Origin of the sequence: Fodinicola feengrottensis (assembly GCF_039530045.1) — a bacterium.
Lineage (GTDB): Bacteria > Actinomycetota > Actinomycetes > Mycobacteriales > HKI-0501 > Fodinicola > Fodinicola feengrottensis.
Window position 1 is genome coordinate 97,077 of sequence record NZ_BAAANY010000008.1, and the last position, 15,029, is coordinate 112,105.

The window sequence follows — 15,029 nt, forward strand, 5'->3', positions numbered from 1 at the left end:
GGCTATTTTTCGCCTTGCAGAATGGCGGCGCCAGTGCTGCCCTGGGAACGCTGGTAGGCGATCCACGACTGGGTGTCGTAGTTCTGGATGTAGTCGGTGGCCGCCTGACCGCCGAGTTTGCGAGTCAGGTCCTCCAAGGAGGTGGCCACGCTGGGGTCGTTGAAATGGTCCAGTCCGACCAGGTGCGGTTTTGCGCCGGAGTTGTCGACGAGCTGTGCTGGCAGCTGGTCGGGGGTGATTTTCCCGGTGGCAAGAGCCGCGTTCAGGTAGTCGTACGCGGCCGGCAGGTGTCCGGCGCCCTGGCTGTCGGGCGGCTGGTAGGCGGCGGCCTCGTTGAGCGTCGGTGCCTTGATCTCATGGTGTGTGAAGGCATCCACCAGCTGCCCGATCAACAGCCCGGGAGCCCCGTTGCCGCCGGGAATGAGGCCGCCGCCGAACTGTACGACCGCCTTTCCCACCCCAACGTAGTAAAGAGTGTCCGAGTACGCCTTTGAGTCGTGCTGATATTTCAGGTAGTTGTCGATCTTCTCGACGTTCGCCGGCGCCGCCGCGAGCTCGCCGTTGAGGTTGGCGACGTGGCTCAGCACCGTGCTCGGGTCCCGTTTTCCGGTCTGTGCGTCCTGCAGCAGGCCGGCCTCGTACTCGCCGGCCTTGATGGACAGCGCCTTCAGCGCGTTCGGATCGGCACCGACCAGGGCGAGAAAGTGCTGCCGGTCGGGATCGTTGATGGACAGCGATCCGTCCACCCCGATGCGGGTTTGGTGGTCTCCTGGTGCGTCCTCGGCGAAGTCGTCGAGGTAGGTGTTCGCGATATTGGCGAGTCCGGAGGAGAAGGCCGAATTCTTGTGGAAGTCGGAGTAGAAGTTCTGGAACGAGCTGGGCAGTGTGTCGCCGTACCCGTTCTTGTCGGTGGTCGTGTTGTCCAGGGCCTGCACCAGAATCCGGGCAGCCTGGGTGGCATGTTGGTATTCCGGGCTGCTGTGATCGGTGTTCGTGCCGTCCTGTGCGATCCAGTTGACCAGCCCAGCGGCGGCGACTCCCTTGTCCGGCCAGTCGAAATGGGTGAGCTCGGCGAGGGTGCTGACGCCGAGATCGCCGGACAGGATGTGGTAGTTGGCCTCGTGGTTGCGGGTGGACACCCCGATCAGGGCCTGCGCCGCGTTCTGCACGTTCCCGAAGTTTTTCAGGTCGTTGAACGGATCGCCGTGGTTGTTGGCGTCCTCGATGGACACCGGGTTCCCGGTCGGCGCGTCGTGTACGCGCTGCGCGAGGTCGACGATCTCGCCGACCCGGTTGGTCAGGTTCTGGGAGAACTGGGTGCCGCCGACCAGGTTGTGGTCGGCGTTGCCCAGCAGGACTCCCAGCTTTTCGAAACTCGCGAGATCGTGCACGGCGTAGACGCTGGTGATTTGATCGCCGATGTAGTCGACCCTTGAGGTGACCGCGGGTTTGTCCAGCAGGTCACGCAAATACTGCGGCAGGTCACCGTACGAGCCGCCGAGTTTCTCGTTGGACAGCGCCAGAATGCCGTTCCCCAACGCGGCCAGCTGCGCCTTGTTCTGCCCGAAGGTGGCGTTCAGTAGATCGTCGCGGCTGATATTTCCGTACAACGCCTTCAGATAGGCCAGCTCGCCGGCGGTGAGTTGCTCGCCGTTTTTCTGCGCCCAGACCGCATAACCGCCGACCAACCCGAGCAGGGCGAGTGCCTTGGCGTATTCCGGGTCGTTCGGGCCGCGCTTGATCACGTCGGCCGCGTGCTGGCCGTCCGCGGCGCTGAGCGGCGGCGGAACGCTCGGATCGGACTGTTTGCCAAAGCCGATGTAGGAGCCCCAGGAAAGGCCGCCGGCCTTGGCCAGCGCCAGCAGGTCGGCGTCCGTCGGATCGCGCTGAATCCGGCCGGCCCAGCCGTTGGCCTGGTCGCGCAGCCAGTTCAGCAACTGGTACGCCCGCAGGCTGATGTCATTCGCGGCATTGGTCTGCGCCGCGCTCAGTTGCGAGTTGTACGCGTCGGTGACCTTCTTCGCCTCCGCCGCGGTGGCGTTGCCGGGTACGAACAGCTGCGGCACCGCGAAGTTATGGCTCTGGTCCCACTGCCAGTTGGCGAACAGTTTGTTGCGCTCGGTCTTGAAAGTTTGTACGTCCTGAGACCAACTGTGGGTGACGTCCGCGCCATAAGCGGCACTCGCGTACGCGGCCTGGAATGCGCCGAGGTTCTTGCTGGCCAGGTCCTTGATCGGCCCGCTGATGACGTCCGAGAACTGCAGGGCCGCGGTGTTCACGGCGGCGTTCACGTCCTGACCGTGCCCGGTGATGGTGGCGGCGATGGTACGCAGCTGGTTCGCGCCGGCCTCGATGGTGCCGGGATCCGCTGGCGTGTCAGGAATGTCTGGCGTGCTGGCCATCGCTGTCTCCGTGCCGGTGAGAGGAACGAACTCACCGGTGACGGTAGTTTCGGCCTCAGCCGCGCAGATCCCCGTTTCGTGCCAAGGCCGCCGGCGGCAGCTCGGCCGTCGAGCCCGTCGGCCAGCCCAGCGGGTCAGCGCCGAGCACGGCGAGTTCGCGAAGTTGGTCGGTGCACCAGGGCGAGATGGGCTGGCTGCCGTCGGCAACGCCGGATAGCAAGGTGGTCCAGTCGACCCACCGGTACGAGTCGACCTCGGCCGGTTCGGGGTGCGGTTGTTTGTCAGTGGTGGCACGGAAAACCGGGCACATCTCGTTTTCCCGTACGCCGTCGTCCATGGTCGCCGTGTAGCGGAACCTCGGCAGGATCAGGTCGAGGCTGGTCGGGGCGATCCCGAGCTCGTCGGTCAGCCGGCGGCGGACCGCGTCGGCGACCGCCTCGCCCGGCAGCGGATGCCCGCAGCAGGTGTTCGTCCACACGCCTGGCCACGTCTTTTTGGTGAGCGCGCGGCGGGTCAGCAGCAGCCGGCCGGCGGAGTCGAAGAGATAGCAGGAAAACGCGAGGTGCAACGGCGTACGGGCATGGTGGACGGTCGCCTTGGCGGCGGTCCCGATGGCCTCGCCGCGCTCGTCAAGCAGAACAACGCTTTCCATCGGTCACTCCGTCCGCCGGCACTCGTGCACCGGTCGTACGGTACGCGAATCAGCGTGCCTGGCCGGCCGAAGCGAGTTCCCGTGGACTCTCCGGCTCCGGTGCGGCGGCCATCAGCCGGCGGCGGGCCACCATCCCGGCGATGCCGGTGATGAGCATCCCGAGGCCGAGCGCGCCCACGAAGATCACCCACGAATAGTGGTCGAGCCAGATCCGGGCGGCCGAACCGAGCCCGTACATCAGCGCGGTCATCCCACCGGCCCACACCACCCCGCCGGCCACGTTGGCCGCGAGGAAGCGTTTGTACGGCATCCGGAGGGTGCCGGCGAGCGGTCCGGCGAGGACCCGCAGCACCACGACGAACCGGCCGAAGAACACCGCCCACACCGCTGAATGCGCGAAAACCTGTTCCGCCGTCCCGATTTTCTCCGGACCGAAGTGTTTCGGGAAGCGCCGGCCGAGCCGGGCCAGCAGTGACCGGCCACCCCGCCGGCCGATGTAGTAGCCCAGCGAGTCGCCCACGACCGCTCCGGTGATGCCGGCGGCGGCCACCGCGAACGGGTCCACCACGCCAGCCGCGGCGAGCAGTGCGGCGCTGATCAGCGTCGCCTCGCCGGGCAGCGGGATGCCCATGCTCTCCAGACCGATCAGCAGCGCGACAGTCGCGTACACGAGCAGAGCTGGAGCGTGGCTCAGCCACATCCCGATGTCATGCATGGTGTACGTGCCTCCCCGTGGGATTTCTTTTAACCGCTTGTCCCGAGGCTGTCAGCCGGCGGAGCGGGTGGCAACGGGGTTCACCCTGAGAGAAGACCTTGGTCTCGCAGAAATAGCCTTGATGATGAGACCTGTGGGGGTGACCACCCCCTTTCGTATGACGCCACAGGTCACCCTGCGAGGTCGCGGACCTGTCCGGCTGATTTGCGGCTGGCCGGGATGATCAGCGCGGTGCCGGTCTCCGGGTCGTCGATCACCCGGCAGGCCAGCCCGAAGACATCCCGTACGAGGTCGGCGGTCATCACCTTGGCGGGCGGGCCGGAGGCGATGATCTGGCCGCCGTCCATCACGATCAGGTGGGTCGCGTACCGGCAGGCGTGATTGAGGTCGTGCAGCACCGCGACCAGCGTGTACCCATGCTCGGAGTGCAGGTCGGCGCACAGGTCCAGCATGTCGATCTGGTGGCCGATGTCCAGGAAGGTGGTCGGCTCGTCCAGCAGCAGGATCGAGGTCTCCTGGGCCAGGATCATCGCCAGCCAGACCCGCTGCCGCTGGCCGCCGGAGAGCTCGTCGACATAGCGCCCGACCAGGTCGGACACCCCGGTCGCGGCCATCGCGCGGGTGACTGCCGACTCGTCGGCCGGCGACCACTGCCGCAGCAGCTTCTGGTGCGGGTAGCGGCCACGGGCCACCAGGTCCGCCACCGAGATGGCGTCCGGCGCGACCGAGGTCTGCGGTAACAGTCCGAGGCGACGGGCCACTTCTTTCGTACGGTACGAGGAAATGGCGGCGCCATCGAGATAGACCGCACCGGTCTTGGGTTTGAGCATCCGGGACAGCGCCCGCAGCAGGGTCGACTTGCCGCACGCGTTCGGGCCGACCACCACCGTGAACGAGCTGTCCGGGATCGTCACCGACAGGTCCTCGACGACCACTCGCGTGTCGTACGCGAGCCGGAGGTCCTGCGCCGCCAGCCGATTGCTCATGATGCCCGTCCTGCCCGCCACTGGCTCGCCAGCAGCCAAATCAGATAGATCCCGCCAATCGCGCCGGTCATCACCCCGACCGGTAGTTGTACGCCGGCGATGAGCCGCTCTGCTGCCAGGTCGCTGACCAGCAACAACGCGCCGCCCATCAGGCCGGCGGCGAGCAGCCCGGCGCCCGGCGCGCCGGTCAGCCGGCGGGCCAGGTGCGGAGCCGCCAGCGCCACGAAGCCGATCGGGCCGGCCGCCGCGGTCGCCGCCGCGGTCAGCCCGACGCCAACGAGCAGCAGCAGCCCACGGGTCATCTCGACCCGTACGCCCAGCGCCCGTGCCGCGTCGTCGCCCATTTCCAGCACGTCCAGGCCGCGGCCCAGCCACAGCGTGACCGGCATCAGCACAACCAGCGCGGCCGCCAGCGGCCACACCTGCGACCAGCCGCGTCCATTCAGGCTGCCGATCAGCCACACCGCGGCCTGTTGGGCGTCGTTCACCTCGGCCCTGGTCAACAAGTACGCGTTGACCGACGACAGAGCGGCGCCGACGGCGATGCCGACCAGGATCAGCCGGTAGCCCTGCGCGCCACGCTTGAAAGCCAGCGCGTAGACAAGCGCGGTGGTCACCGCACCTGACACCACCGCGCCGATCGCGATGCCGAACTGGCCGCCGCCGAAAACCAGGATCATCAGCAGCGCGCCGGTGGCCGAGCCGCTGGTGAAGCCGACGATGTCCGGGCTGCCCAGGGGATTGCCGGACAGGCTCTGGAAGATCCCGCCGGCCATCCCCAGCGCGATCCCGCACATAAGTCCGACCAACACGCGGGGGAGCCGGAGGCCGAAGACGATGAAGTCGTTGATGTGGTCGCCGGCGCCGACGAGCGTACGTACGACGTCCAGCGGTGAGATCGGGAAGTCGCCGGTCCCGGTGGCGATCACCACCAACGTGAGCAGGGCGACGACCAGGGCACCGCAGACGACGACTGTTCGTGGCCGGAACCGCAGCGACAGCTGCCGCGTACGTACGGTCCGCCGGTGCAGGACTTCGGGCGCGGCGGTCACAGCTGCGGCACCCGGCGCCCGCGTACCAGCCAGACGAACAGCGGGGCGCCTATCAGCGGTGTCACGATGCCCACCTGCAGCTCGCCGGGGCTGCCCAGCCAGCGACCGGCCACGTCCGCGGCCAGCAGCAGCGCCGGGGAGATGACCAGCGAGTACGGCAGGACCCAGCGCTGGTCCGGGCCGGTGATCGCGCGGGCGATGTGCGGCACGGTCAACCCGACGAACGCGATCGGCCCGACAGCGGCGGTCGCCGCGCCGCACATAAGAGTGATCGCCACGACTCCTACGCCTCTGGTCAGCTCCACTTTCGCGCCGAGTGCGCGGGAGGTGTCCTCGCCGAGCGCGATGGCGTTCAGTGGGCGTACGAGACTAAGCGCCAAGAGCGCGCCGACCAGCAGGAACGGTGTCACCTGCCAGACCGTGGCGTAGGTTGCCGCGCCGAGCGAGCCGACCACCCAGAACCGGAACTGGTCAAAGGTGGTGGTGTCCAGCAGCGAGACGCCGGAGACGTACGCGCCGAGAGCGAACGTGATCGCCGTACCGGCCAGCGCCAGCCGAACCGGTGTCGCGCCGCCGCGGCCCCGGTTGGCCAGCGTGTAGACCAGCACCATGGCCGCCGCCGCGCCGAGCAGTGCGAACCACACGTAACCCGACAACGACGCGATGCCGATAAAGGCGATTGCGGTGACCACCGCGGCGGAAGCGCCGGCGGTGACGCCGAGAATGCCCGGGTCGGCCAGCGGATTGCGGGTCAGCGCCTGCATCAGCGCACCGGCGAGGCCCAGCGCCACGCCGACCTCGGCGCCCAGCAGGGTGCGCGGGATCCGGAGCGTACGAATGATTTCCGCGTCTCGGCCGGTCAGGCCGCCGAAGAGGCTGTCCAGGGTGACGCCGAGCGGGATCGCGCGGGCGCCGATCGCGATGCTGGCGATCGCCACGATCCCCAGCGCCGTCAGGCCAACGAGCAGGCCGGTCAGCCTGATCCCGATGCTCCGGTGGCGCCGGCCGGCCGCTTCCGGACCGACCACGGTGTCGCCGGCCGGGGCAGCGACCGCGAGCTTGCTCACAGCGGGGCGCCTCCTGGGGTCGCGGTCGGCACGTACGCGCAGGCGGGCGGCTCGCGCATTTGCTTAGGTTAGGCTAACAAAGCTGGCCGGTCCGGCAGGTCCGGTGTCAAATCTGTGATGAGCGGCATCCGTTCGTACTTTTGATCAAGCCTGTTCGACTAGTGCATTTCCGCGTTGTGTTGGCTACGGTGCGTGAGTGCTGGCGATCATGGAAAGCGTGCGGCGGGGTGTTCGAGGTGGAATTCGACGGGTCCGGGCGGTGCCCGTGACCGATGGGACGGATCGCCCGTACGTGCTCCTGAGCTGCGCGATGTCCGTCGACGGCTACATCGACGACGCGACGCCGGAGCGCCTGCTGCTCTCCAATGCCGCCGATTTCGACCGGGTCGACGGCGAGCGCGCCGCGAGCGATGCGATCGTGGTCGGCGCCAACACCATCCGCCGCGAGAACCCGCGCTTGCTCGTACGTTCCCCGGCCCGCCGCCGCGACCGGGTGGCCGCCGGCCAGCCGGCGTCGCCGGCCAAGGTGACGCTCACCGTCAGTGGGGACCTCGATCCGGCGGCCAACTTCTTCGCCGACGACACCTTGACGCTGGTCTATTGCCCGTCCGGAGTCGCGGCCGCATTACGCGAACGGCTCGGAGACCGCGCGACGGTGGTCGGAGTGGGGGCTTCCCTGGAACTTGAGGCGGTGCTGGACGACCTCGCCGGCCGTGGGATCCAGCGGGTGATGGTCGAGGGCGGCCAGTCGGTGCTGACCACCTTCCTCACATCGGGGCTGGTGGACGAGTTGCAGCTGGCGGTGGCGCCGTTCTTCGTCGGCGACCGGGACGCGCCGCGGTTCGTCGGCTCTGGCAGCTTTTTCTGGACGCCGACGAACACCATGCGGTTGGCCGGGGTCGCCGCCATTGGCGACGTGGCGCTGCTGCGCTACCGGATGACGGACCGCGTACCGCCCCGCTGATCCCTGTTTTGGCAGGATGGGGGCCGTGACGGTGGACGGCGATCGGGATCATCGGTGGTTGGCGGCGGCGATTGAGCTGTCCGAGAGTTGTCCTCCGTCGCGGACCGCGTTCTCGGTTGGGGCGTACGTGGTGGACGCGGACGACACCGTGTTGGCGACTGGGTATTCGCGGGAGGGCGATCCGGTCGTACACGCCGAAGAAGTGGCTCTTCTGAAGTTGCCGGGGGTGGATCTGGCTGGGGCGACCGTCTACAGCTCCCTGGAACCATGCTCTCAACGGGCCTCAAGGCCGGTTTCATGCGCGCGGCTGATATTACGGGCGGGAGTCGGGCGAGTCGTTTTTGGTTGGCGGGAGCCGGCAATTTTCACTGACTGTGACGGCGCCGAAATTCTCCGTACCGGTGGGGTGGATGTGATGGAAATTCCCGAGCTGGCGGCCGCGGTCAGGCTGATTAATGCCCATTTAATGCCTTCTTGACCGAATTTTTCCGCCGAATAAAAGGCACATAACTCACGTCGGCGTTCGTTAACAAAGCAGGAAAGAATGAGACCTGAGTCTCCAATAGGCAACCATTCGGACCGAAGCTGGGCCGGTATCGGATACCAGCAGTTACCCTTAGGGGCCGCTTCCCACCCGGTAGGCGGTGATGGGATGCCTAGAGGGTGCCATCGGGACTAGACTTTTCCCAGGTGGGGTGCGGTCTGCGAGGGCGCACAGTGAGTGTCGGCCAGGGTGCGGGATGCTGGTGGCGCTGGGAGACTGTGTGATGCCAGTCACAGTGGATCGCGCTGTGGGGGCGTAGGCCCTGCTTGGGTAGGTGAGGTCTACGTGATGAGAGGGACCGGGGGGATGACATGAGTGTGGACACCGAGCAACGGTTGGTCCCAGGCGTGGAGCGGGTGCACCGCTCGACGGAGGATCCGCCGCTGATGGCTGACCGCCTCCAGGAGGCATATGCCAACTGGTGGCGCAGCGTCGGCATGGTGCACGGCGTGCTGGAGAAGCTGGAGCCGACGCCGGCCGAGGTGACCGAGCGGTTCGAAGCCGAGTATGTGGCTCGCCGGGAGTATGCGACGCAGTTGCGTGGCGCTCGCCGGGACGTGCCGGAGTACCTGGCCGCCGACCGGGCGTTCCCGCCGCTGTGGCCGGTGCCGGAAGCGCCGACCGCGCCCTAGTTGGCGGTCGGACAGTGCTGCCCGAAAGTACGGGCGGCGGGGCAGTCATGACCAAGGCACGTCATTCCATCGTGTGACAGGTCCGACGCTCGCGCACCGGGCAACCGGTGGAGCGGGTAGAAATGACATCGTGACCTCCACTCCCGACGATGTTTCCGCCGGCAGGGCCGCGGGTGCGACCGGCTACCTCGAAGACCCGGCGCCGGGTTATGGCGCGCTCCCGCCGAGGTGCACCTTCACTTCTACCGCGGCCCGCCTGCCGTTAGACGGTGACTGGCGTTTCCATCTGGCGCCCACGGTCGGCGCGGCGCCGGCCGGTTTCCAACTGCCGGACTACGACGACGCCGGGTGGGACCTGCTGCCGGTGCCCTCCAGTTGGCCGATGCACGGCCACGGCCGCCCGGCTTACACGAACGTCGTCTATCCGTTTCCGGTGGATCCGCCGTACGTGCCGACCGACAACCCCACCGGCAGTTTCCGGCGGGTTTTCGACGTGCCGGACACCTGGCAGGACACCGACGCGGTGCTGCGGTTCGACGGCGTCGACTCATGTGCCCGGGTGTGGCTGAATGGCCGCGAACTCGGGGTCATCAAGGGCAGCCGGCTGCCGAGCGAGTTCTCCGTACGCGAGGCGCTGAAGGTCGGCGAGAACGTGCTGGCCGTCGAGGTGCACCAGTGGTCCGCGGGCAGCTACCTCGAAGATCAGGACATGTGGTGGCTGCCGGGCATCTTCCGCTCGGTCGCGGTGGTCCGGCGGCCGCCGGCGTCGATCACGGACTTCTTCGTACACGCCGATTTCGACCACCTGAGCTGCCAGGGCACGCTGCGGATCGAGGTGCAGGCGGACTGCCCGGTGCGGCTCGTCATCGACGAGCTGGGTATCACCGACCGTCCGGCCGACGAGGTCTTCGTCATTGATGACGTGGAGCCGTGGACGGCCGAGACCCCGCGTCTGTACGACGGTGAGCTGGTGACCGACGACGAACGGGTGCCGATCCGGATCGGATTTCGGACGGTCGCGATCGTGGATGGCCAGCTCACCGTCAACGGCCGGCCGATCCTGATCCGCGGCGTGAACCGGCACGAGCACCACCCGGATTTCGGCCGGGCCGTGCCGACCGAGGCGATGCGCGAGGACCTGCTGCTGATGAAGCGGCACAACGTGAACGCCATTCGTACGAGCCATTATCCGCCGCATCCGGCGATGCTCGATCTGTGTGACGAGCTGGGTTTCTGGGTGATCGACGAATGCGATCTGGAGACCCACGGTTTCCATTTGCTGGACTGGAAAAGGAACCCGTCCGACGACCCGGTGTGGGCCCCCGCTTATTTGGACCGCATGCACCGCACGGTCGAGCGCGACAAGAACCACCCGAGCATCGTGTTGTGGTCACTGGGAAACGAAAGCCACACCGGCGCCAACCTGGCCGCGATGGCGAACTGGACGCGCGACCGGGACAGCAGCCGGCCGATCCACTACGAGGGCGACGCGGCCTGCGAATATGTTGACGTTTACAGCCGGATGTATGCCTCGCCGTCCGAAGTGGAGCTGATCGGCAAGCGCGAGGAAGAGCAGCACCCGAATGTGGACGCTGCCACCGACGCGAAGCGCCGCTCGATGCCCTTTATTCTCTGCGAATACGGCCACGCGATGGGCAACGGGCCAGGCGGGCTTTCCGAATATCAGGAGCTTTTCGAGCGATATCCACGGTGTCAGGGCGGTTTCATCTGGGAATGGCTCGACCACGGCATCCGCCAGCACACCGCCGACGGGCGGGAGTTTTTCGCGTACGGCGGGGATTTCGGTGAGCCCATCCACGATGGCAACTTCGTTATCGACGGGCTGGTCTTCCCCAACCGTACGCCGTCGCCCGGCTTGCTGGAGTTCAAGAAGGTCATCGAGCCGGTCGTGATGAACGGCGCCGACGGCTCTCTGGTGATCGAGAACCACTACGACTTCGTGACCACCGCTCACCTGATTTTCCGCTGGACACTGGAATCCGAGGGTGAGCCGGTGGCCGACGGGCTGCTCGCGGTGCCGCCGGTCGGTGCTGGCCAGCGCCATGAGGTGGCGCTGCCGAAGCTGCCGCGTACGGACGCGGAGAGCTGGCTGACCGTGCAGGCGGTGCTGGTCGCCGACGAGCCGTGGGCGGCCGCTGGCCACGAGGTGGCGTGGACGCAGGTGCAGGTCCGTCGCCGCGACCCCGAGCCGACCCCGACCGGTCGGCGGCCGCAGCTGCGCAGTGACCACATCGTCTTTGGCCCAGGTGTTTTCGACGCGGCCCGCGGTGAGCTGCGCCGGCTCGGCGGGCTGGAGGTTTCCGGGCCACGGCTGGACTTGTGGCGCGCGCCAACCGACAACGACCGCGGCGGCGAGCACCCGGAAGAGGGCTGGTGGCGCGGCAATGGCCTGCACCGGCTGCAGCACCGGACCATTGACGTGAAGCTCGGCCGGACCGAGCTGGTGGTGCACACCCGGGTCGCGCCGCCGGCGCTGGGCTTCGGTGCGTACGTGACTTATCGCTGGCAGGCCAACGAAACCGGGCTCGCGCTCACCGTCCAGGTGGAACCGCGGGGACAGTGGCCGGACAGTGTGCCGCGGATCGGGCTGCGGATGCGCGTACCGTCCACTGTGGACAGTGTGGAGTTCTTCGGGCTGGGTCCCGGAGAGTCGTATCCGGACAGCGATCGGGCTGTTCGAGTGGGTCGTTATCAGTCCACTGTGGACGCCTGGCAGACGCCCTACGTTTTCCCTCAGGAGAACGGAAACCGCTCGGGCGTACGATGGGCGCAGCTCACCGACGCGGACGGGCTCGGGCTGCGGATCGGTGGCCAGCCGACGGTGAACGTGGCCGCGCGGCGGTGGACGACCGAGGATCTGGACGCGGCCAGGCACACCACGGATCTGGTAGCCAGCGACCACGTACATGTGAACATCGACGCGGCCCTGCATGGCCTGGGCACCGCGGCATGCGGTCCGGGCGTGCTTCCCGCGTACCAGCTGCGGCCGGTGGACACTACTTTCGCGGTCACGTTTTCCGCTCTGCCGGTCGAAATCGAAGAAGGATAGAGGGCGAGCGTCGATGGACGAGTTGGATCGGCTGATTTCGCCGGGCGCGGCGACCGCGCTGGTACGCTCGAAGGTTTCCTTGCTGCCGGCCGAATCGGTGCCGCTGGCCGAGTTGGCCGGCCGGGTGCTGGCCGAGTCGGTGGTCAGCGAGGACGATCTGCCGCCGTTCCCAGCGTCCACAATGGACGGTTACGCCGTGAGGGCCGCCGACGGTGAAGTGGACCGCCGGCTGGTCGGCGACCGGTTCGCCGGCAAGATGGATGAGCTCACGGTCGGTCCCGGTGAAGCCGCCTACATCACCACCGGCGCGCCGCTGCCGGCCGGCGCCGACACCGTCGTCAAGGTCGAGCTCACCGAAGAAACCGGCGGCGTCGTACGCTTGCAAGGCTCGCCTGGAGATCGCAAGAATATCCGCGAACCCGGCCATGACCTGCGCAAAGGCGAGGAGGTCGCGGCCGCCGGCACGCTCTTGACGCCGGCCGCGATCGGCCTGCTCGCCGCCGCCGGCCGGACCACGGCGCTGGTCGGCCGGCGGCCTCGGGTGAGCATTCTGTCGACCGGTGACGAGCTGGTCGAGCCGGGCGAGCGGCCCGGGCCCGGGCAGATCCGCGACTCCAACCGATTCGCCCTGCTGGCCGCGCTCAACGGTCTGAACGCAGACGTACGTTATGCCGGCCTCGCGCCGGACAACGCCGACCGGCAGCGCGCTTTCCTGACCGACCGGCTCGCTGACTCGGACGTGTTGATCACCTCCGGCGGTGTTTCGATGGGCCGCAAGGACTTGATGAAACAGCTGCTGCCGGAGATCGCGACGGTGCATTTCCGGCAGGTCAGCATGCGACCCGGCAAGCCGATCACCTTCGCGACCGGCGGCGACGGCGCGATGATTTTCGGCCTACCGGGTAATCCAGTGTCGTCGCTGGTCGGTTTCGAGCTGTTCGTACGCCCCACGCTGCTCGCCCTGCAAGGTGCCGCCTGGCCGGAGCGGCCGCGGCTGCTCGTACGGCTGTCGCATGACGTGCAACCCGTGCAGCGGACCGACTACGTCAGAGCGATTATTCGCCGCGAACCCGACGGTTGGTCCGCCACCGCCACCGGCGACCAGGGCTCCTCCCGGCTGGCCTCGCTCGCCGCCGCGAACGCTCTGTTGGTCCTGCCACCGGAAAACACCCCGTACAAAGCCGGCGACCTGGTCGACGCCATGCTGATCTAGTGGTCGCGGTGAACGCAGGACACTAGTGTGCTGGGAGGCGACGAGGGGAGACTGGCGTGCGGACTTTCGGGTCGATCGATGAGATGCGCGGTGCGGTGGGAGAGCAGTTGGGGCCGGGGGACTGGCACCCGATCGGGCAGCAGCAGATCAACTTGTTCGCCGACGCGACCGGCGACCATCAATGGATCCACGTGGACATCGAGAAGGCGAAGGCAGGTCCGTTCGGCGGTCCGATCGCGCACGGTTTCCTGACCCTGTCGATGCTGCCGCTGCTCGTACATGAGGTGTACGCGGTCGAAAACGTGAAGATGGGCATCAACTACGGGCTGAACAAGGTCCGCTTCCCGAGCCCGGTGCCGGTCGACTCGAAAGTGCGCGCCACCGTCACGTTGGCGAGCGTGGACGACATCGCCGGCGGAGTGCAGGTCGTCGCCGAGGTGATCGTGGAGGCCGAGGGCATCGCCAAGCCGGTCTGCGTGGCCGAGTTCGTCACCCGCGTTCTGGTCTGACCCTTCAACCCAGCGTCGGAGCGGACCGCTCCGACGCTCGGTTGGCAGATATTCCTACGACTTATCCATGGCGATACAGCCAAAGTTCCCAACTGGAGCCGCCTCCTGGACAGTGCCAGCTGGTGATTTCCTCGTCCTGAGCGAGATCGCCGGCCTGGGCGCAGTCACCTACGGTCCGGAAGTTTCGTCCAGTGTCGAACCATCCGGTCGGGGGCCCGGCGACGGCGGGCTGGGCAGCGACGAGGCTGCCGAGAACAACGGATCCGGCGATGAGCGCGGCAGCCGCTATACGGTGAATTGACAAGAGACACCCTTTCCGTGATCGCAGTACGCCCGAGCCCTCGGGCACACCTCGGCAGTATCTGCTGGCAGCGTCGAGGCACGGTAGATGTGATTGACCATCATTCTTCGATGACGCATGTCATCCGTGGCGGGGGCATAGCGCGCTGTTGGTGGAAGGCGCACCTCGGCCGAAAGGCAGAGGAGGAACCCGTCGGTTAGTGCGGATGGGGGATGGCTGGGAGCGGGTCCAGGAGCACGCTCAGGGCATGACTTCGACAAAACGGTGGAGTGGGTACGCCGGGCTGGTCTGGGCGTTGGCGTACATCCCGATTCATATCTACTGGGCGTTCGGCGGCTCGGCGGCCTTCCTGGGGCTGGCTCGTACGAACGCCGACTTCCAGATCGCCAACTGGGGCGCGTCGGTCGTCCTGCTCGGCGCCGGGCTGACGGCTTTCGCGCTTGTACGCCCCTGGGGCCGATTGTTGCCGCGCTGGGGGCTGCTGGGGACGGCCTGGATCGGCGCGGTCGCCGGCAGCCTGCATTTCGTCGCCTTCACCGTGGTCGTCGTGCTCCGGTTGACCGGGGTGATGGCGGTGCCTGACTACACCCCGTTGCTGCGTGGGGCCGACCTGTGGAACCTGCTGGTTTTCGAGCCGTGGTTCCTTTTTATGGGCATTTTCCTGGCCGTCGCCGCGATCCAGCACGTACGACTGTTCCGCGGCCAGCCCAAGCCCGCCGGTGGGCGGTTGGCGCGGGCGGTGTCCGCGATTCTGGTTCTCGGCGGCTTGGTGGTGGTCCTCTATGGCGTCTACACCTTTAGCCCGCTGACATTTCTTGGGTACGGTCCGGCCCTCATGGGCGTCGGCCTTGGTGTCGCGATCTGGGCAGGTCTACGTCGGCGCGATGATCGACTAGGGTGGGAAATCGCAGAGGTGTAGCCA

Annotated in this window: 14 protein-coding genes; 8 read left to right on the top strand and 6 right to left on the bottom strand. The window is 67.3% G+C overall.

All coding sequences use genetic code 11. The features are described 5' to 3' along the window. Positions 1–2: 2 nt before the first annotated feature. The 6 genes from ABD301_RS10185 to ABD301_RS10210 form a co-directional block, all read right to left on the bottom strand. On the bottom strand, positions 3–2,402 hold the full coding sequence (locus tag ABD301_RS10185; protein ID WP_344309250.1) for a TPR repeat domain-containing protein: 2,400 nt from the start codon (positions 2,400–2,402) through the stop codon (positions 3–5). A 55-nt stretch (positions 2,403–2,457) separates the two neighbouring features. Further along, entirely contained in the window at positions 2,458–3,054 is a 597-nt protein-coding gene (gene idi, locus ABD301_RS10190; protein ID WP_344309252.1) for an isopentenyl-diphosphate Delta-isomerase, read from the bottom strand. Between the two features lie 49 nt (positions 3,055–3,103). After that, on the bottom strand, positions 3,104–3,769 hold the full coding sequence (locus ABD301_RS10195; protein WP_344309254.1) for a DedA family protein: 666 nt from the start codon (positions 3,767–3,769) through the stop codon (positions 3,104–3,106). A gap of 170 nt (positions 3,770–3,939) precedes the next feature. Beyond that, positions 3,940–4,755 (bottom strand): ABC transporter ATP-binding protein, encoded by an 816-nt coding sequence (locus tag ABD301_RS10200; protein WP_344309256.1) that lies wholly within the window; start codon positions 4,753–4,755, stop codon positions 3,940–3,942. Beyond that, positions 4,752–5,807 (bottom strand): FecCD family ABC transporter permease, encoded by a 1,056-nt coding sequence (locus ABD301_RS10205; RefSeq protein WP_344309258.1) that lies wholly within the window; start codon positions 5,805–5,807, stop codon positions 4,752–4,754. Before ABD301_RS10205 ends, ABD301_RS10200 begins: the two co-directional genes overlap by 4 nt. Continuing rightward, entirely contained in the window at positions 5,804–6,874 is a 1,071-nt protein-coding gene (locus ABD301_RS10210; RefSeq protein WP_279583282.1) for a FecCD family ABC transporter permease, read from the bottom strand. Before ABD301_RS10210 ends, ABD301_RS10205 begins: the two co-directional genes overlap by 4 nt. A gap of 259 nt (positions 6,875–7,133) precedes the next feature. Here ABD301_RS10210 and ABD301_RS10215 point away from each other — a divergent pair, with 259 nt between their 5' ends. The 8 genes from ABD301_RS10215 to ABD301_RS10250 all read left to right on the top strand — a co-directional run bounded on the left by ABD301_RS10215 (position 7,134) and on the right by ABD301_RS10250 (position 15,026). Continuing rightward, positions 7,134–7,838 carry a RibD family protein gene (locus ABD301_RS10215; protein WP_344309261.1) on the top strand — a complete coding sequence of 235 codons (705 nt, stop codon included), beginning with the start codon at positions 7,134–7,136 and terminating at the stop codon, positions 7,836–7,838. Between the two features lie 16 nt (positions 7,839–7,854). Beyond that, the gene (locus tag ABD301_RS10220; RefSeq protein ID WP_344309263.1) at positions 7,855–8,316 is read left to right on the top strand and encodes a cytidine/deoxycytidylate deaminase family protein; all 462 of its coding nucleotides are present in this window, start codon (positions 7,855–7,857) and stop codon (positions 8,314–8,316) included. A 377-nt stretch (positions 8,317–8,693) separates the two neighbouring features. Beyond that, positions 8,694–9,014 (top strand): hypothetical protein, encoded by a 321-nt coding sequence (locus ABD301_RS10225; RefSeq protein ID WP_163573673.1) that lies wholly within the window; start codon positions 8,694–8,696, stop codon positions 9,012–9,014. A gap of 130 nt (positions 9,015–9,144) precedes the next feature. Beyond that, the gene (locus ABD301_RS10230; RefSeq protein ID WP_344309265.1) at positions 9,145–12,084 is read left to right on the top strand and encodes a glycoside hydrolase family 2 TIM barrel-domain containing protein; all 2,940 of its coding nucleotides are present in this window, start codon (positions 9,145–9,147) and stop codon (positions 12,082–12,084) included. Between the two features lie 13 nt (positions 12,085–12,097). Beyond that, the gene (locus ABD301_RS10235) at positions 12,098–13,297 is read left to right on the top strand and encodes a molybdopterin molybdotransferase MoeA (protein ID WP_344309267.1); all 1,200 of its coding nucleotides are present in this window, start codon (positions 12,098–12,100) and stop codon (positions 13,295–13,297) included. Between the two features lie 56 nt (positions 13,298–13,353). Next, positions 13,354–13,806 carry a MaoC family dehydratase gene (locus tag ABD301_RS10240; protein WP_163573670.1) on the top strand — a complete coding sequence of 151 codons (453 nt, stop codon included), beginning with the start codon at positions 13,354–13,356 and terminating at the stop codon, positions 13,804–13,806. Positions 13,807–13,873: 67 nt separating this feature from the next. Next, entirely contained in the window at positions 13,874–14,107 is a 234-nt protein-coding gene (locus ABD301_RS10245) for a hypothetical protein (protein ID WP_163573669.1), read from the top strand. A gap of 247 nt (positions 14,108–14,354) precedes the next feature. Continuing rightward, positions 14,355–15,026: a DUF3995 domain-containing protein gene (locus ABD301_RS10250; RefSeq protein ID WP_344309270.1), complete on the top strand. Its 672-nt coding sequence runs from the start codon at positions 14,355–14,357 to the stop codon at positions 15,024–15,026. Positions 15,027–15,029 lie beyond the last annotated feature (3 nt).

Coding starts and splice junctions, on each gene's coding strand:
- ABD301_RS10185 (WP_344309250.1), bottom strand. CDS start 2,402: ATGGCCAGCACGCCAGACATTCCTGACACGCCAGCGGATCCCGGCACC.
- idi (WP_344309252.1), bottom strand. CDS start 3,054: ATGGAAAGCGTTGTTCTGCTTGACGAGCGCGGCGAGGCCATCGGGACC.
- ABD301_RS10195 (WP_344309254.1), bottom strand. CDS start 3,769: ATGCATGACATCGGGATGTGGCTGAGCCACGCTCCAGCTCTGCTCGTG.
- ABD301_RS10200 (WP_344309256.1), bottom strand. CDS start 4,755: ATGAGCAATCGGCTGGCGGCGCAGGACCTCCGGCTCGCGTACGACACG.
- ABD301_RS10220 (WP_344309263.1), top strand. CDS start 7,855: ATGGGGGCCGTGACGGTGGACGGCGATCGGGATCATCGGTGGTTGGCG.
- ABD301_RS10225 (WP_163573673.1), top strand. CDS start 8,694: ATGAGTGTGGACACCGAGCAACGGTTGGTCCCAGGCGTGGAGCGGGTG.
- ABD301_RS10235 (WP_344309267.1), top strand. CDS start 12,098: ATGGACGAGTTGGATCGGCTGATTTCGCCGGGCGCGGCGACCGCGCTG.
- ABD301_RS10245 (WP_163573669.1), top strand. CDS start 13,874: ATGGCGATACAGCCAAAGTTCCCAACTGGAGCCGCCTCCTGGACAGTG.
- ABD301_RS10250 (WP_344309270.1), top strand. CDS start 14,355: ATGACTTCGACAAAACGGTGGAGTGGGTACGCCGGGCTGGTCTGGGCG.